The sequence below is a fragment of the Brumimicrobium oceani genome, assembly GCF_003143775.1.
Lineage (GTDB): Bacteria > Bacteroidota > Bacteroidia > Flavobacteriales_D > Crocinitomicaceae > Brumimicrobium > Brumimicrobium oceani.
In genome coordinates, this window is the sequence record NZ_QFRJ01000004.1 from 62592 (window position 1) to 80991 (window position 18400).

At 34.8% G+C, this 18400-nt stretch carries 12 protein-coding genes; 5 read left to right on the forward strand and 7 right to left on the reverse strand.

The genetic code is table 11. The features are described 5' to 3' along the window. Positions 1–295 precede the first annotated feature (295 nt). A complete protein-coding gene (locus tag DIT68_RS06775; RefSeq protein ID WP_109359071.1) occupies positions 296–2188 on the forward strand; it encodes a M1 family metallopeptidase in 1893 nt (630 codons plus the stop codon). Positions 2189–2648: 460 nt separating this feature from the next. Here the strand turns inward: DIT68_RS06775 and DIT68_RS06780 are convergent, their stop codons facing one another. Together DIT68_RS06780 and DIT68_RS06785 are read right to left on the reverse strand one after the other, a co-directional pair. Beyond that, entirely contained in the window at positions 2649–3116 is a 468-nt protein-coding gene (locus tag DIT68_RS06780; protein WP_146194148.1) for a thioredoxin fold domain-containing protein, read from the reverse strand. Between the two features lie 153 nt (positions 3117–3269). Next, entirely contained in the window at positions 3270–5576 is a 2307-nt protein-coding gene (locus DIT68_RS06785; protein WP_109359073.1) for a TonB-dependent receptor, read from the reverse strand. A 498-nt stretch (positions 5577–6074) separates the two neighbouring features. Between DIT68_RS06785 and DIT68_RS06790 the strand changes: the two genes are divergently transcribed. Continuing rightward, positions 6075–6695, forward strand: a complete 621-nt coding sequence (locus DIT68_RS06790; protein WP_109359074.1) for a transposase — start codon at positions 6075–6077, stop codon at positions 6693–6695. Between the two features lie 60 nt (positions 6696–6755). Here the strand turns inward: DIT68_RS06790 and DIT68_RS06795 are convergent, their stop codons facing one another. The 5 genes from DIT68_RS06795 to DIT68_RS06815 all read right to left on the reverse strand — a co-directional run bounded on the left by DIT68_RS06795 (position 6756) and on the right by DIT68_RS06815 (position 16600). After that, a complete protein-coding gene (locus DIT68_RS06795) occupies positions 6756–12719 on the reverse strand; it encodes an alpha-2-macroglobulin family protein (RefSeq protein ID WP_109359075.1) in 5964 nt (1987 codons plus the stop codon). 333 nt (positions 12720–13052) lie between these two features. Beyond that, positions 13053–13304 carry a membrane protein insertion efficiency factor YidD gene (yidD, locus tag DIT68_RS06800; protein WP_394336377.1) on the reverse strand — a complete coding sequence of 84 codons (252 nt, stop codon included), beginning with the start codon at positions 13302–13304 and terminating at the stop codon, positions 13053–13055. Positions 13305–13335: 31 nt separating this feature from the next. Then, entirely contained in the window at positions 13336–14031 is a 696-nt protein-coding gene (locus tag DIT68_RS06805; protein WP_146194149.1) for a hypothetical protein, read from the reverse strand. A gap of 10 nt (positions 14032–14041) precedes the next feature. Beyond that, the gene (locus DIT68_RS06810) at positions 14042–14740 is read right to left on the reverse strand and encodes a hypothetical protein (protein ID WP_109359077.1); all 699 of its coding nucleotides are present in this window, start codon (positions 14738–14740) and stop codon (positions 14042–14044) included. Between the two features lie 249 nt (positions 14741–14989). Then, the gene (locus DIT68_RS06815; RefSeq protein WP_109359078.1) at positions 14990–16600 is read right to left on the reverse strand and encodes an FMN-binding glutamate synthase family protein; all 1611 of its coding nucleotides are present in this window, start codon (positions 16598–16600) and stop codon (positions 14990–14992) included. 613 nt (positions 16601–17213) lie between these two features. On the opposite strand from DIT68_RS06815, the gene rpsF reads away from it, so the two are divergent. The 3 genes from rpsF to rplI are packed head-to-tail and all read left to right on the forward strand — an operon-like array spanning position 17214 to position 18343. After that, a complete protein-coding gene (gene rpsF, locus DIT68_RS06820) occupies positions 17214–17573 on the forward strand; it encodes a 30S ribosomal protein S6 (RefSeq protein ID WP_109359079.1) in 360 nt (119 codons plus the stop codon). Positions 17574–17604: 31 nt separating this feature from the next. After that, positions 17605–17865 (forward strand): 30S ribosomal protein S18, encoded by a 261-nt coding sequence (gene rpsR / locus DIT68_RS06825; RefSeq protein WP_107038293.1) that lies wholly within the window; start codon positions 17605–17607, stop codon positions 17863–17865. A 31-nt stretch (positions 17866–17896) separates the two neighbouring features. After that, positions 17897–18343, forward strand: a complete 447-nt coding sequence (gene rplI / locus DIT68_RS06830; RefSeq protein WP_109359080.1) for a 50S ribosomal protein L9 — start codon at positions 17897–17899, stop codon at positions 18341–18343. The last annotated feature ends 57 nt before the right edge of the window (positions 18344–18400 follow it).

Sequence of the window (18400 nt, forward strand, 5' to 3'; positions counted from 1 at the left end):
GAGATATTGGTGGTCATCTTAATTCTGCAAACAAGATTCTAATACAAGAACAAAGGATATATTAACCAGGGAAATAGACACTTTTCTTACTTCAAAAAACACTAATGTTCTAATTTTCATCTATCAAATAGACAACCCGATTCTGACCGACACTTCCCCTTTCGACGAAAAGGGTACGCGTTGATTTATAACAGCATTTAGCCACTCAATTTTCATTAGGCTACATTTGAAAATCAACTCACTTATCGAATACCTCATAAATAGTCCTATTTTTACACTTTATAAACACTTAAGTATGATTAAAAAAATTTTTACCGCATTTACAATTTTGGCTTTATTTTCGTGTAATCAAGAGGGAAATAAGGAGGAAACAACAGTTGAAAACAAAACAGAAGAAAATGAAGTTGTTGTGACAAACCACAGTTACGCCAGGCTAAATCAAGTTAGAACACTTCACATAGATTTAGAGTTAGCGCTGAACGTGCAAAACAAAACCATTGATGGTGTAGCGAGACACCGTGTAAAAAATGAAGGTTTCGACAAAGTCTATTTCGACATTAAAGACCTAGACATCAAAAAGGTTACCTTAGGTGCAAGAAACAACGAAACAGAAACCCAATTCGAGATTGGTGAATATGACTCGCTTTTGGGCTCACCACTCATTGTAGACTTACAAGTGGGAGATTTATTTGTGAATGTTTACTACTCTACTTCTCCAAATGCTGAGGCTCTTGGTTGGTTGGCACCTGAATTAACAGGAAGTGGAAAGTATCCATTCGTTTATACTCAAGGACAAGCCATTCTAACAAGAACTTGGATTCCAATTCAAGATACTCCTGAAAACAGAATTACTTATACAGCGACCGTGAAAGCTCCTGAGGGAATGTCAACAATTATGAGCGCTACAAACCCTACTGAATTAAACGGAAATAATGAGTTTCGTCATGAAATGAAACAGCCTATCCCCTCCTATTTAATCGCATTGACTGCTGGGGAGTTAGAATACAGAAAGCTAGGTAAAAACTCTGGTGTTTATGCCGAACCACACATGATTGATGCCGCTGAAAAGGAATTTAAAGACATTCCGAAAATGATGATTGTTGCGGAAGAATTATATGGTAAATACCTTTGGGATGTCTACGATGTCTTGGTACTACCTTATTCTTTCCCATTTGGAGGAATGGAAAACCCAAGATTAACTTTCTTGACTCCTACCCTCGTTGCAGGAGACGGAAGTTTAGTAAGCACTGTAGCTCATGAATTAGCGCATTCCTGGTCTGGAAACTTAGTTACCAATGCTTCATGGGATGATTTCTGGTTGAATGAAGGGTTTACCGTATATTTTGAAAACAGAATAATGGAAGGAGTTTATGGTAAAGAAGTAGCTGATATGCTAGCAATAATTGAGCTGCAGGAATTAAAGGAAACTATTGCTGAAATGAATGCCCAAGGAAATGAAAAGGACACGCATTTGAAATTGGCGCTAGACAACAGGAACCCAGATGATGGAATGACTGACATTGCTTATGGGAAAGGTGCATTTTTCTTAAAAACACTGGAGAAAGAAGTGGGACGAGAAAAATTCGATGAATTCATTATCAAATATTTCAATGCACATAAATTTGGGACCTTAACTACAGAGGACTTTGTGAAATACCTCAACGAAAATCTTTTAACTCCCTTAAATGTTGAATTCAACACTGAAGAATGGATTTACGGTGAAGGAATACCGGATAACATTGTGCAAGTTGAGTCCGAAAAATTTGCAATTGCAGAAAAATTAGCCAATAGTATTCTAGAAGGAAAAGGGATGCCTAAAGACTTGAAAAGAGCAGATAAAACAACGCAAGAATGGATGGCTTTTATTAGAGCATTTGATGGGAAATTAGACACAAACAAAATGATGGCCATTGATAAGCAATTGAATTTCAAAGGAAGTGGAAATTCTGAAATTATGTCTGAATGGTATGTGTTAGGAATTAAAAACAACTACAAAGGAATTCGACCAGAAATGAAGGCCTTCTTAACGAAAGTGGGAAGAAGGAAATATTTGGAACCACTATACACAACTTTAGCAAATACTTCAGAAGAAAGTTTGGAATGGGGAAAATCAGTTTACAAAGAAGCAAGACCGAATTATCACGCGATTTCTTTTAATACGGTGGATGAGATTTTGGGAGTAAATTAATTCAAAATAAGAAGCTATAACTTTTTGCTTTTGCGTTTATTCATTTTGAAAAAAAAGCCTGTTCATCAGCTAATGGACAGGCTTTTTTGTTTATCAGAAAAAATTAAAAAACTCTGACAGTTCCATTATTAACTCAATAACAAAACAGATTGGACCCTGCCAGAGTAATTTATTTTATTGGGTTACCAAGATAAGTCGTTAGGTATAACATATTAAGGCTAATTAATAAACCCTTTCTCTTTTATTTAAAAATTATCCTTATTGAATATGAAAAAATCCCTCAGTCGTTTCACTTCATCGGAATGACAAGCTCGACAGAAATTTGTTATGTTAGAGCATAACAAGTTGACGAGAGATCTCTTTTAATAATGGGACTAATGATCTAGATTGGTAACCCTATTAATTTATTCATTGAAATTTCAGAACCTATTTACCCATAAAGACGCAATGAGTTGGGTTCCTACCGCGGGTGAGAAACCAATTTCAAAACCTCCAATAAATCCTCTTGATTCATAAAACTATTGTTTTTGTAAACAACATCATTTCCAATCATTAAAACCGTACTGGGAAAACTAACTTCACCATTTTTCCTTGCCAATTGCATAGCCAATTGGTGCTTTCCCTCGTTTAAACCAGTAGGCTCATAAACAAAGCGCTTTCCTTTGTAAACAACATCCTCTTTGCTTTCTGCATTCAAGATCACCAAGTAATAATCTTTATTCAGAATTTCAGAAACAGAATCACTTTGTAAAACCTTATTTTCCATTCCCAAGCAAATCGAACACCAATCTGTTTTAATAAAGAACAAAACCGGACGTTCCTCAAAATACTGCAAACTGTCTAACTCATTTGCAGAATACACATTCAATTGCGCTTGCGAAAAAAGTGGTATTAAAAAAATTAAGAACAAGTAAATTTTTGTTTTCATTGCTTTAATCATTTTTTAAATTAGAGTTAGCTCATACTTCATTTAAGAGTTTCCCGAAAATAGACTTCATTGAATGAATACTTTTTCTGGTGTTTAAATAGTTTTTCCATTCCAATCAATCGGAACGGAAAAACTGTTGTTTTCTTTCGAAGGCTATTTTATAGTATAACGCAATCCAAGAAATCCTCTTATTCCTTGATTTGGTCCATAAACATAAGCCGGATCAAAAACTAAACCATAAGGATTTTCCGCAGTTTGCATCACATCTCCATTGGCTTCATATTGTACATTCTGATCAAAGGGATCTTGCGTTCGAGCAATAATAAAAGGCTCACCTTTGGCTGGAGTCCAATTCAATAGATTTTTCACTCCACCAAATATAGACAATCCATTTTTGAAATCTTTTGTCACTTGAATATTTTGAATACTCCAAACAGGCGACTCAGGACTTCTAGGGTCGTTTTCGCTTAACAATGGTAGCTTCATCGGACCATATAAGTTTCCTGTATAATCAATCTTAACCTTAGCTTTCGCAAATGTATACCCAATATTCCAAGTCATTGTGTACTCCTCTTGAAACTCTTGGCGTATTCTTTCTCCATCTTCAACACTAGAAACATCCATTACCGTTCCTCCAATACGCGCAGAAAGACCTTTGTAACGAATATCCATATTTAATGAAACTCCCTTAGATTCAGCATAGCCGTCTAGGTTATCATAGATAATTAAGTTAGGGTCTGTTTCGTAATCAGGAATAATTTTATTATCAAAATAAGTGTAGAAAACAGTTGCATCAAAATTAAGAAACAAGCCGTTTTTAAAGTTCAGTTTTTTCACAAAATTGATGTTACCATTCCAAGATGTTTCTGGTCGAATCTCACTTAAGATTACTAAATCTCTCGCTCCAGAGAGTGCAGCATGATCCTCTGTGAAAATATTTGCCACCCTATACCCCGAACCACCACTTAGTCGTAAAATGTTCAATTTGTTCGTGGAAGTCCATTTGTAATTTAAGCGCGGGGTAAAAATCGACCCGTGAATGGAATTGTAGTCATATCTCATCCCTAACAAAACGGTATTTTTTTCATTTAATCTCCATTCATCTTGCAGAAAAACACCAGGAAGATAAGTCTCCGAAGGTTCATTTATAGTTTCTCCATTAACCAATGAATTTGTAGCACTTGTATTGTCGTCATAATAGGTGTAACGCATTGCACCTCCTAACAGTAAGTTATGTCTACCTAGCTTTTTATCCCATGTTAATTGTCCAAAACCAATATTTTGAACTCCATTATAAGACATGTCTCCATAATAAGAATTTTGATCATGACCATTTGCACTAAACATCAACATTACTTTTTCATCAAATGGCAATTGATAGTTTCCAAAAACTTCCCATCGGCTGGTATATATGCTTTCCCCATAAAGTTCGCTTCCACCACGATAACCTGGAGTCCAATCCATATCTCCTCCCCATCTATCTTCGTATACATAACGACCTGCAAAAGAGAATACACGGTTGTTTTTACGTTTTAAACTCCATTTATTGAAAATAGAAAAACGATCTTGCAAAGTAACATCTGTAAATCCGTCATTGTTATTGTCAATCGGGTTGCTGTAATTGAAGTAATTCACCCCTACAAGTGTAGACAATCTACTTCCAATGTCAGCATGATATCCAAGATCAGCATTTATTTCTCCCCAAGAGCTACCAAAAACTTCGCCTGTAAAAACGGGAGCATTCTGCGCTGATTTTGTGATCACATTTATTAATCCACCCACTGCTTCAGAGCCATACAGGGTTGAGGCAGGACCCTTTACAATCTCTACACGCTCTATTAATGCTTGAGGAATTCCGTTTAATCCATAAACAGATCCTAGACCACTAACAATTGGCATTCCGTCAATCAAAATCATGGTGTAAGGACCTTCCAACCCATTGATATGAATATCTCCAGTGTTACAAACGCTACAATTTACTTGCGGACGAACCCCATTAACCGTCTGTAAAGACTCAAAAATTGAAGGAGTTGGATTTGATCTAAAAAACTCTTTAGAATACACCTCGATTGGAACTGGACTATCAGATTTACGCACACTTCGCATTGTTCCAGAAATCACCACCTCATCAAAATTGGTGGTTATGGATTGTAATTTAAACACTACATTCACTCGGTTATTGTCTTTTAAAACAACCGAAATGGTATCATTTAGAAAATCTGATGATCGAGAAATTAGTTGATATGATCCAGTAGGCAAACCAGAAATGGTAAACTCACCTGCGGCATTTGTGGTTGCGCCTTGGTTCATGCCTTCCACGACAATGTCAATCCATGCTAAACGTTCAGCATTCTTACTCTGAACCACCCCCATAATTGTCGTCTGCGCGAATAAACCAGTTGAACTGAACAACAAAAAGGCGGTGAAAATAGCTAAATGTAAATTATATTTAATATTCATAAATTTTATTTTTTTTACAAATATGTATTATTTTTAGACAAGGCTAAAAATTTAAGTAGGTAATATTAAAATATTTTATTTAAACAGACAAAAATTGGTGACTATCTATTATTTTACAGGGTCTTATGGTATTTTTTTTGGTTGGTTAAGACATTGGGGTTGAGTTTGGGGTTTAGATTGCGTATGACGTTTTGTTGTTGTGTAGAGACGCACGGCCGTGCGTCTCTACACAACAACAAAACACAACAACAAAACACAACAACAAAACACAACCGATTCGAAATTCCCCATTTCAAAACGTTATGATTTCAAACAATCATTTATCGAATCATCAAAATAAAAATCATCAAATCAAACATTATTTCAATATAAATCCCTATTTTCAATACAAACAAAAATTGTTTTCACAAAACAAAACCATAACCACCTAAATCAAATCAATAAATATTGGGGTTATCGTTTTCAGTTTTGTAATCATTCATTCTAAAAAACTGTACGATGTCAGAAAAATATAAAAATAGATACAGAATCGACTCCCATCGGAAACTCAATTGGAATTATTCTGCCAATGGTTATTATTTTATCACAATTATAACCCAAAACCGAATTTGCAATTTAGGTGAAATCAAGAATAAAAAAATGATACATTCTGATTTTGGAAAAATTGTAAAAACTGAATTTGAAAAATCTTTTCAAATACGCAGCGAATTAATTCAACATGAAGATATTATAATGCCAAATCACATTCACGCACTCGTTGAAATTAATCAATCCAAAAAAAGAAATGATTTAAAAATAAAAAAAGCACCGAAAAGGCAGGACTATCAACAAAATCATGAAAATTTTCGGCACTTGAAAATCAAACGAAATCGTCCCATTCGCTTGCCTCAATCTATTTCTTCATTTATAGCGGGTTTCAAATCGTCAGTTAACACAAAAATTGATGATTATATCGATGAACATCAACTAAATATTCCGAAATTTAATCGAAAGAATCATTTTTTTCAACCCAATTATCACGACCATGTGGTACGAAATCATGTAGAGTATCAGAATATAAAATATTATATCCGATTCAATCCTAAAAATTGGGGTTATGACAGATTGAAAGATGAATGATTGGGTTTTTACACGACACGTAAAGACGCACGGCCGTGCGTCTTTACGTGTCGTGTAAACCTACCTCCCAATTCTAACATCCATCACCCCACTATTCCCAGAAAACTTCGGTGCATAATGACATTGGATCTCCGCAACTCCACTGTTGAAATTTCCGCTGTGTGTTGCATAAACTGTGTAGGTGAATTTATATGTTCCTTTTGGCATATTGTCCACAAAATAATCCATAGCAACATCTTTCGGACTTTGATAATAATACAATCCTTTTCCGTAATTATATCCGCTTGTTGTCATTGTTGGTTCAAATCCAGCTGGACGTAAATCTTTAATGTGAACGAATTCTAAATCTCGGTCTACAGTTACGATTAATTCTATTTCGATTTTATCTCCAACTGTGAATGTAGAATCTACAATTCCTTTCTCGTCTTTTGCTCCGGCTACAATTCGACGGTAGGTTTTTCGAATTTCCATCGATTTGTTCTGACTGCTTTTGATTTTTGATAATTCATCGGTGTATTGCCAATACATATTTAAAACACCCGGACTTTCATTAAATCTTTCTACTTCAACTGTTCCCAATTGAGGAGTAATTTCACTTCCTGTCCATTTGTTTTTCACTTGACCTAATCCTGGCGTCCACTCTACTTCTATTTCATCTTTTTGAGTTGTAGAATTGTAAACCAATTTTTGATTTCCAATTTTTAGATTTGGCTTTTTTGATGTACTTAAATAATCTTTTCCCGAAGAAAGAATCGCATAAACGGCATCTGCGGTTGCAACTCCTGTTTCCCAAGCGTTACTTTCTTTGTTGAGAATTAACCACAAACGCATGTCGTCCATCATTTTTTCTGGAGCATCCATAACTTGGAAGAATGAAATAATCATGGCTTGACTCGCAATGTTGTTTTGATACCAATAATATCCTGAATTCTCGACCCAATACATTCCTAATTGTGAGTTTTTCTTTGCTCTGTCTTTTAAAGAAGCGTAAACCAACTGTGCCTTGTCATTGATATTCTCACTTTTAAAATACATTCCAATCATGGCTTGTAAATAAGGGTTGAATTTCGTCCAGTCTTTCTTTAATTTCTCTTGATAGAAATTCTCCACCTCATCAATTGATTGGCTGTTTTCATTCTTAAAGAAAGTTCTAGAATACAACCAATAAACATCCATAGAAGATAAAGTATAGTTCTTTTTGTCTTTAATGTACTCTTCGTAATACTTAATTTGGTAATTCGCCAAATACTTTTCCGCTTTTTGAATCAATTGATCAGAGTTTGAAATCCCAATGCCTAATCGAATTAACTGTCCAAATCGTGTCAATAAGTTTTGGGTGATGTAAACATTCGATTTTCCACCACCAAACCATCCAAATCCGCCATCTGAATTTTGGTTTTTCTTGATTTCATTTAAAATATTCTGTTGATTATCCACCAACTGATTCAATTCAAATAATTGGGCAATTCTGCGACGCTGTTCTGCTTCGCTTTTGGCTTCCATTACCCAAGGTGTCTCTTTCAAAAGAATAGTTTTTAATTCTTCGTTTTTCTCTAATTCCGACAATAAAGCATCAGGAGATTTAGATTTCCATTGATTGAAAATCGTTTGAATTTGTGGATTACTTTTCACAATATCTTCTGCAATGGCATTCGCATAATAGCTATTCACAAGGGAAGTTACACTTTGGTCATTTTGCTTACTCAAGTAAGGTAAGGCCATCACAGCATTCCAAGCCAAATTATCTGTGTATTCAATTGTAAACGATTTATTGTCTAAAGTGGAAGAGTTCTGATTTTTAAAAGAATCGAAATCATGCGTTGTTTTCCCTGGCTCTCTCAATAAAACATGATTGGTTTCTGTAATCAAAACTCGATTACTTAAAACTGGAATCACATTTTTCTCTCCATCGCTAAAGTTTTCATTCGAAGCTGTAATTGTATATTGAATCACTTCTTGATTTCCAACATTCATATTCCAAATTACTTCTTGAGATTCTCCAGCAGCAATTGTTACCATTTTACTCAAAGGTTGACGACCAATTAAATTCAATCTTTCCTCAGTTAACGGATTTTTCAGCATCAACATTACTTCTACTGTTTGCTCTTCTTTGGTTAAATTCACCACTTTTGCAGCAAAATCAATAACATCTCCTTGTCTCACAAATCTTGGAGCGTTGACTGTTACCATCAATTCTTTTTGAGCAACAACCTCCTTTTGGAATGTTCCAATCTGCATTTCTTGGTTGTGACCCAACATCAATAATTTCCATTTCGTTAATGATTCTGGCAAAGTAAAATTCAACACATAATCATTAGAATCGTTGGAATAAATCGTTGGATAGAAGAATGCAGTTTCATTGAAATTAGTTCTTGGATTCAATGATTTTGTTGCAGACTCTCCTTGCTCACCGAATGCAGAAGTGCTTTCATTCTCCATTTCTCCTGACGACACCTCATCACTTTCCATTTCTGCTACATCTGCTGATTCTTGTGAGGAAACAATATTATTTGATCTTCCGGGTAGTCGGGAAATATCTTCTCTTGTTACCTTCTGACTGAAAGCACGATCATAATCATGAATAATTCTATATGGATTTTTTGTTTCAACATACTTATACCTCAAATTATCTTGGTTCAGCATATTTCTCAATTCCCAATCCAGCCCACCAGATCCACTTCTATTCAATGATCGCGTCCAATTATTTGACCAATCGACATAATAACCTCGAGAGTAGTATGGAAATAAACTCCAAGAATGTCCACGAAATTGATCCAATGAAGCATCATATAAAGTCGCTGCTAATTCCGATTTTACGAATTCTTGATTTTCGTCTTGAATGGTAAAACTCCATTGTTCTTTCTGACCTGGTTCTAACAAATCTCTAAAAGTTGAAGTTTTAATCTTTAATTCTTTATTACTGAATGGCACTTGAATTTGCTTTGTTATTCTATAGAAAACCCCGTTATTGAAAAGGACAACATCATAAGTCAAAACGCCTCTATCTTCTTCCTGAACGGTATAACATTTTGAGAATCTGTTTTTCAAATCCACCCATTCTCTACTTACTAATTCATCTTTTCTGTAGAAGGAAACCAACGCTTTTGCATTTTCGAAAGAAGAACCCACTTGGAAATCGACATCGTGACCTACTTTCACCTCATCGGCTGAAGTAAAACTCCACAAAGCATTGTGTTGAGGAATTTCCTTTGATTTCACATCAATTACTTCTAGGTTGTGTTCCGCTTTGATGGTATCTCCATCGTTGCTTATGGAATGAAACTTCAACACATAATTTCCTTGTTCGTTGTTGATCCAGTCATTCAACTTTAAAGAATCTCCAGAATTGAAAGGAACTGTTTTAATCAATTCTTCTTTGAATGATTTATCCTCAAATGCATTCCATTTCATATTTGGAAATAAGGTTGAAAATTCATCTTTTTCAAATTGAGAAACTTCGGTATTTTGCCAAATTCTATTTAAGAATTTCGGATTTGACTTTAATTGACAAACCTCAATTTCCCCACTGTAACTCTTTTGTTTCGCTCCTGAAAGATTCACCACATCAATTACTGCAAACTTCTGTTCATGGGTAAAGAATTTACTAGGCGCATTAACTTGAATAGAAAGTCCAACTTTGCTTAAATTTAAGGACAATCTTTCTTCGTGTGTTTCTCCAGAAATGTCGATAACTTTTACTTTAACTTCATAAGTGTAGTAAGCATTTTCTACTGCATTTGGATCTACCTCAGCAAAAAAGTCAATGGTGAAATCTCCTTTTAGATCAGTTTTTACTGTATCTTCTTTCAACAAATCGCCAGAAGATGGAGCATTATAATATCTCCAGTAACGGTTCCATTTTCTGTAAACCGTGTACGCTACTTGCGCATTTGAAATACCATATCCCGCAAAAGCTTTTGCGTTTCCTGTAATTGAAACCGTATTATTCAGTTTAGCTTCTTCTTTGGGTTGATTTAATTTCACTTCAAAAGTTGGGCGCTTGTATTCTTCTACTGAAAACTGAATACTTGAAGAACCAAAGTTCACATCAGATTCACCCCTTGCGATCAAACTAAAATTCCCCAAAGAGGTAGACTTTGGTAATTGAAAACTACCATCAATACTTCCAAATTCATTGGTAGTTAAAGTTTTCTTGTAAACCTCCTGATAAGCTGCATCTTTGAATAAAATTTCAACCTTCTTATTGGCTAAAACCTTGTAATCGTTGTCCTTGCCTTGAAACAGAATTCCTTTGAAGTAAACTGTTTGACCCGGTCGATAAATTGAGCGATCCGTGAACAACTCAACACGGCTAATTTCCCTTTCTTCATTTGAAAACCTCATGTATTCACTCCCGTATAGCTGAGAGCTTTCGTATTCTACGGTGTAGGAAATCCCTCTTTTATCTGCTATTGAATGACTAAAAAGTCCGTCTTCATCCGTTTTTCCATTTTTAAAAGCAATCAAATCTCGACTTTTTCTGTAATCAGAATAAAAAAGCTCAACAGCTGCTCCTTTAATTGGCTCACCAGTTTTTTCATTAATAACCAAAACAGTAAACTCACCATTGTTAGATGTTGAAGTCGCACTCATTTCTGCGATGGTTAATTGAGTGAAATAAATCTGTTCATCATTCCAAGTTTTAGAATCTTTTGCCAGTTCACTTAAAGGTTTTTCATCTTTAGTGGCTACAATAAAGTAATGTCCAGGCTGTGAAATTTCATCCAAAAACAATTCAGTACTTCTTTCTTGGAATAACTGCAAGTTCTTTAAATATAGGTTTAAGGTCTTAACTAAAGTCAGTTTATTTTCAAAAGCATAATTTCTAAGATTACTATTTTTAAAAGGTTTGAAATCTTCTACTTTATAAATTCGAAGAACTTGATTAGAATAATTTCTGTGCTGAATTTTAAAAGGAATCTTTTTATCTAATCCGTAGACATTTGGCGCTGAAATACTGATTTCTTTATTTTCTATTATCGAAATTAACGAGGCAATTTCATGTTTGAAATCATTATTCGGAAATTGCTTTAATTCAGCTGTTAATTCATCATGCGCTTCTTTCAATAATCCTTCAACTTTTGGATTATTCTGAAAATGGTACCCTTTTCCTTTTTTGTATTTGATTCTCGCTAATTCAAATAAGAATTTCGATCGTGCGGAAGTTGATTTGAAATATTCAAACTGTTCTTGCCAAGCTAAATTTACAGTCTCTTCATTATTAAAAGTCCTTTTTAAATAATGTAACCTTTGGTGAACAGCAGTGCTTAAATAATTTGGTTGATTTACATTATTCTTTTCAATGGCTTGAAAAAGAGTTAAAATTCGACCAGTTAAATTGTCCTTTGGAAAATCTAGCTCTATAAAATAAGGAGATTTTGAATACCATTCACTTTTATCTGAATTCGCATTCTTTAAACTTCCTCCATTTTGAATAACGGAAGATTCATACAAATTGATGAGTTGATATCCGACATAATCTGAAACAGTATTTAAAATAAAGAGGCTATCGTTTTCTTTAAGCAAAACTTCTTGAAATGGCTTAAAATCGTATTCGTTTAATTCACTTAATCGACTTTCTAATGATTCAATATTTTCCAAAATAAAATTATGTCGTACTGTATCTTCACTCAGATTTAAAGAGTCGTAAATTTTCAAATAAGTGGGACTCATCCATTGATAATTATTAAATGTCAATTGCTGAATCATTTGGAGTTGAGCAATTGAATTTGAAGGAGCAGGAAGCTCTTTTGTGCTTTCTAAAATTTTTAAATAAAGCGCTGCCCTTTCTTCTTTATCCAAAGGATTTAGCATTCTTAAAAAATAGGGATATGCTTTTAAAAGCGTTGCGTAGTCTTTATCCGTTTTAGCTTTTTCTATTGCGGCCCACAACTCTGCCTGAGCCGCATTGGGCTGACGAACTTCAAGTAAGCTATCCACTTTTTGTAGCGGATGATCTTCTTGGCTAAAAGCATTGAATGATAAAATTATTGAGAATAAAATAATGAGATATTGAATATTCATGATGTGTTATTAAAGTGTTTTATCGTTTTGAATTCCTTGTGATGCAAAGAAAGTACCAATTGCATAAAGAACGAAATTGATAGTCTTAAAAATAAACAAAAAACACTTAATTATGAATTGGTTGGTGTGGGTTTTACTCAAAACGGAAGGCGGATGACACAGATCTCCGAACGCAGATTGACACGGATTTCAAATCATTTAAACACCTTTTTTTTATTTTCCACCCACATAATAAAAAACCCGTGATAATCCGTGCTGCTAGCAGTTCTGCTGAGCTTGTCGATGCATCCGCGTCATCCGCGTTCCAATACAGCGCAAACAACCCCAAACAATCTATGAATCTTTAGATTCTTTCTTCGGCACAGGATCATCACCAAAACCACCCCACGGGTGACAAGAACCAATTCTTTTTAACGCCATCCAACCGCCTTTCAACACTCCCCATTCTTTAATTGCATCTACAGAATATTGTGAACAAGTTGGATTGTAGCGACAATTCGCAGGAAATATAGGACTGATGATGTATTGATACAATCGAATCAAAACTATAAAAGGAAATCGTATGATTTTTTTGATTACTTCCACGGTGTAAATTTACGGATTTTATGGGAGGAATCTAATCCAAATAAGCACTATAAAAAACATCCATCTCTACCTTCTCAAACAATCCACTCTCCATAAAAAGCTCAATATAATCAACAATTCCCATTGCATCTTCGATCGGTGTTTCAACACTATTAAAATTGGGTTTTACTCTTTGCAATTCAATTGACGCCAAAAATCTATTTACCGCCTTAGCACTTGTTGCTGTTTTTGGAATAAAACTAATTTTTCTTCCATAAGTAAATGCAAGAATTTGTTCTTGATTTTCTTGTAAAACAATCGGTCCAGCAATACTAACAAAAGGTGAAAGCCTGAGCTGTTTTAATGCTTCAGAATTTCTCAAATCAAATGGTAAACTATCTTTCCTCGCTACAAACAAAACACAAGGGCTGAATCCAGATTGTCCATTTATTGTTTCTGCTTCATATTTTAATAAAACTGTATCTTCATAATTCTTGTAGCTTATAAATAACCCAAGAGAATCCAACAAAGCACTTATTTGAATAATACTCGCTTGAGGTGACAAGTTGTTGCTTTCAAAATGGATTGGTTTTACTTTTACATAGAGTTCATGGGGACGTAAAGGGTAATAGACCCTTTCGCCATTTTGATAAAAGTAATGTTCAAAGTTCTGATGATCTTCTTGCGAATAAGACGTATTTCCAATGATTACAAACAAGAAGAGTAAAAAGCTATAATGGTATTTCATAATCTCCCACTTAATTCATTCCTTTTTTGTACCTCCCCACCTCTATATCAAAAACGTATTCTCCCATTTCAATTTCAATATTCCTCCCTGTTAAATCAGATAAGAATAATGAGCCGTTTTCATCGATTTCAACAATAAAACTGTAGCCATAATGTTTAGTAATATTTGTAGAGAGAGCAACGGCGCCTTGACTAACATTCTTTACTCGAAATATTCTTTCCTTAGATAGAATGTCCCAAACTTCATATTGACTAAACGCTTGCCAGCCACTCCCTATACCATAAGGTTTGGGAACAGGAGGTTTTGAAGAACAATTCCATTTGCGGTGCAAGAACATTTCCTTCACACCATCTTGATTAAGATCAATGGAATCAACAATCTCAACTTTCTCTTTTCTACATTTTATTTTAAGATCTGTGGAGTGATAGCTTTGAACAAATAAAGAACGGCTATTAGAATCTCGAGGAACTGAGTCAATCGGAGAACTTAGGGAATGGACCTCATTACTTCTTCGAAAGTAATCGTTACTATGCAAGTTTTCAAGCTGAATTGAATCGGTTCGATTGTTCAGTTTGAAAACAAAATAAGAATCAATAGACTCAATTGTATTTCCAAAGGAATCAGTGAAAACAATCTCATTTTTATCTTTCTGAGCATATCCTAAAAAGGAGATAAAAAGCAATACGGTAATCTGAAATAATCTGCACATAATATTTGTGTATTAAGAATAAAGCGCTTCTCAATAAAGCGCTAAAACACAATGTACATTCAGGAGCTAAATCGGTTCATTACTATGTGCATTTTAAACCTTGAAAATAAAAAAAGGGATTTTCTTTGATTAGAAAATCCCATTATTAATCTCAAGGTCAAATTCAAACTTGATCTCGCCCCACGCTACCGCGAGATTCCATCTCGTGGTCGTGGTAATCTAAAATTTCATAATTCACAGTAGCCCAAGCTACTGTAATTTATGAAGTTTTATTCCCCAACTTTCCATATCTGCATTGGCAAAATCAAGTCTATACTTTGTAGGTATTCCACCTTCTACCAACATAGAACCGTAATCAATTGATGGGAAAAGCTCCTCATAAGTGATCATTTCATTCAAGGAAATACGGCGATAAATATGAGAACGAGTTAAGTTTTTAGTTTCATCCAACCCAGATGCTCCTAGAAGTTCAACATAATTTTTCACCAATTTGGTATGGTATTCGGCTACCCGCACTTTCTTATCTTTCACTACAAGTCCCACAGAGAGTTCTTTTTTCTGCGTCGCTACACCTGACGGACATTCGTTTGTGTTACAAATTAAGGCCTGAATACATCCCAAAGCCATCATCATCGCACGTGCCTGGTAACAAGCATCTGCCCCAAGAGCCATAGCTCTTGCTACGTGAAAAGATGAGGTGATTTTTCCTGACGCAATAATTTTAATGTGCTCACGTATTCCTAAGCCATTCAAAATATTGTGAACAAAGTCTAAACCATCTATCATAGGAGCACCTACATAGTTACTAAACTCAGGTGGTGCAGCTCCTGTTCCACCTTCACCCCCATCAACCGCGATATAGTCTGGGTAGATATCTAAGTGAATCATCGCTTTACAGATAGCAATAAATTCACTTTTATGACCTATACACAACTTAAAACCAATTGGTTTTCCACCAGATAAATCTCTTAATTTCTTAATGAACTTTATCATCTCCACAGGCGTATCAAATGCCGAATGAAAAGGAGGAGAAGCAACTACAGTATGTGGTTTAACGTTACGAATTCTGGCAATTTCCTCAGAGTTTTTTGAAGCAGGTAATATACCTCCATGCCCTGGTTTTGCACCTTGAGAAAGTTTTACCTCAATCATTTTAACACTCTCAATTTTGGACTTTTCTGCAAAAAGCTCAGGATTGAAATTCCCTTCCTCATCCCTGCATCCAAAGTATCCAGTACCTATTTGCCAAATTAAATCCCCACCATGCTTAAGGTGATAGTCACTTAGCCCTCCTTCACCAGTGTTGTGAGCAAAACCTCCTATTTTCGCACCACCGTTTAAGGCCTCAACAGCATTCGAACTTAAAGAGCCCAAACTCATCGCGGAAATATTTAAAATACTTGAAGAATATGGTTGTTTACAATCCTTGTTTCCAATCTTCACCCTCGGATCATGATTTAAAGTATCAAATGCCTTTGGAGCAACGGAATGACACATCCACTCATAACCCTCTGCATATAAATCAAGCTGAGTTCCAAATGGAATAGTATCTCGAACACTCTTCGCACGCTGATAAATTGCCGACCTATCCAAACGATTGAAAGGTCTACCATCAATATCTGATTCAATAAAGTATTGATACATCTTTGGCCTTAATTCCTCCATTACGTAACGTAATCGACCCAAAAGCGGGTAAATCCTCCGTATAGATTGCTTCGTTTGAAACATATCTATATACCCCATAATTGTCAAGAGCATCACAACCGCAAATGCAACCAACCAATACATACTCACCAAAATAGAAAGTGCAAGTGTAGCAACAACTAACAACAAACTAATAATTACGAATTTTCTTCTCATAATTTAACTCCTTTAGGTACTATTATACTCTTTAGTTTATCAAACTTAATAAATCAATTAACAATTTACATAAGGTTTTAGTTCTTTGGAAAAAGAAAGAAAACCAACGGAATGATAAAAGTAAATATAAAATAGTAATTAGTGCCCTGAACGCCCAACATAAAAAGTATTTCTATTAAAATAGAAATTTTGAAAAGCAGAATTAGCCAAACATATACCATTGAAATACAAGCTCTATTAAATTCAAAATAGAATATTTGTTCAGAATAAATTAATAGCACATTACTTCAAAAAGTCACTTCAAAGACCTTAAAAATTCTTTTCTCCCTTTTTAATTATAGAAAGGGTACTTGCCTTTTCACCAATTACTAAAAACTAACAAACAAATCTATTTAGGACTGACATAAAATCTAAGCAACCTGGTTGCACTAGAAAGCTTCTATTCTCGGCTTCTGAAGCTTAAACAGCTAGAAGAAGAAGAATTTTATAATTATCCCCCTCGTTTTGTCCCATTCATTCACAATCGGTTGGCTGATAAAAGGATTTAAAATAAAATAAGTAGGATTAAAAGATTTTTAACTATCTTTGTCGCCTTAATTAAAAACATAATAATATGAATAACTACGAGACTGTTTTCATTTTAACTCCCGTTTTGTCAGAAGATCAGACAAAGGAAGCAGTAAAGAAGTTTGAAGAAGAGATTAAATCTCTTGGCGGAAAACTAACTAATTCTGAGTCTTGGGGCTTGAAAAAATTGGCTTATCCAATTCAGAAAAAAACAACCGGATTTTATTTCCTTTTAGAATTTGAAGGAGAAGGAAACCTTGTTTCTGAATTAGAAGTGACTTTCAAACGTGACGAGCGTGTAATGCGTTTCTTAACTGTAAAAATGGACAAGCACCACAAAGAGTGGGCTGAAAAAAGAAAGTCAAGAATGAAAAATGCAAAACCTGCAAAGGCTGAAGCAAAGTAATTAAAGTAAAGAACCAAAAAAAATTGCAATTATGGCACAAGATGTAAGATATTTATCGCCGGTAAACATTGACATTAAAAAGGACAAATACTGTCGTTTTAAGAAAAGCGGAATCAAATTCGTAGACTACAAAGACGCTAACTTTTTATTGAAACTCTTAAACGAACAAGGTAAGATTTTACCACGTCGTATCACAGGGACTTCTTCTAAGTTTCAAAGTAGAGTGAACAAGGCTGTTAAACGTGCTCGTCACATAGCGATCCTTCCATACGTTGGAGATCAATTAAGATAAGCCTATATATTAACACATTAAAAAGACAATTATGGAAATCATATTAAAGAAAAATGTCGATAAACTGGGTTACAAAGACGATATCGTTGAAGTAAAACCTGGATATGCACTTAACTTCCTAATCCCACAAGGATACGGAACAGTGGCTACAAAGTCAACAAAAAAAGCGCATGAAGAAGTTTTGAGACAACGTTCTCATAAAGAAGATAAAATCAAAGAAGAAGCTGCAGAAGTTGCTAAGAAAATTGAAGGTGTTACCATCAAGATTGGAGCAAAAGTTGGAGAGAATGGACGTATTTTCGGTTCTGTTAACACAATTCAGTTAGCTGAAATGTTAAAAGCTGAAGGTATCGATGTTGACAGAAGATCTTTGAAAATTGTAGAAGAGCCAATTAAAGAAGTTGGAACGTATACAGGAATCGCAAACCTTCACAAAGAAGTTTCTGCTGAATTCAAATTTGAAGTAATCGAAGAGTAATCTTTGTAAACAATACTAAAAAAACCGTCCCGAGTAATCGAGGACGGTTTTTTTATG

Coding starts and splice junctions, on each gene's coding strand:
- DIT68_RS06775 (WP_109359071.1), top strand. CDS start 296: ATGATTAAAAAAATTTTTACCGCATTTACAATTTTGGCTTTATTTTCG.
- DIT68_RS06780 (WP_146194148.1), bottom strand. CDS start 3,116: ATGAAAACAAAAATTTACTTGTTCTTAATTTTTTTAATACCACTTTTT.
- DIT68_RS06785 (WP_109359073.1), bottom strand. CDS start 5,576: ATGAATATTAAATATAATTTACATTTAGCTATTTTCACCGCCTTTTTG.
- DIT68_RS06790 (WP_109359074.1), top strand. CDS start 6,075: ATGTCAGAAAAATATAAAAATAGATACAGAATCGACTCCCATCGGAAA.
- DIT68_RS06795 (WP_109359075.1), bottom strand. CDS start 12,719: ATGAATATTCAATATCTCATTATTTTATTCTCAATAATTTTATCATTC.
- DIT68_RS06805 (WP_146194149.1), bottom strand. CDS start 14,031: ATGAAATACCATTATAGCTTTTTACTCTTCTTGTTTGTAATCATTGGA.
- DIT68_RS06810 (WP_109359077.1), bottom strand. CDS start 14,740: ATGTGCAGATTATTTCAGATTACCGTATTGCTTTTTATCTCCTTTTTA.
- DIT68_RS06815 (WP_109359078.1), bottom strand. CDS start 16,600: ATGAGAAGAAAATTCGTAATTATTAGTTTGTTGTTAGTTGTTGCTACA.
- rpsF (WP_109359079.1), top strand. CDS start 17,214: ATGAATAACTACGAGACTGTTTTCATTTTAACTCCCGTTTTGTCAGAA.
- rpsR (WP_107038293.1), top strand. CDS start 17,605: ATGGCACAAGATGTAAGATATTTATCGCCGGTAAACATTGACATTAAA.
- rplI (WP_109359080.1), top strand. CDS start 17,897: ATGGAAATCATATTAAAGAAAAATGTCGATAAACTGGGTTACAAAGAC.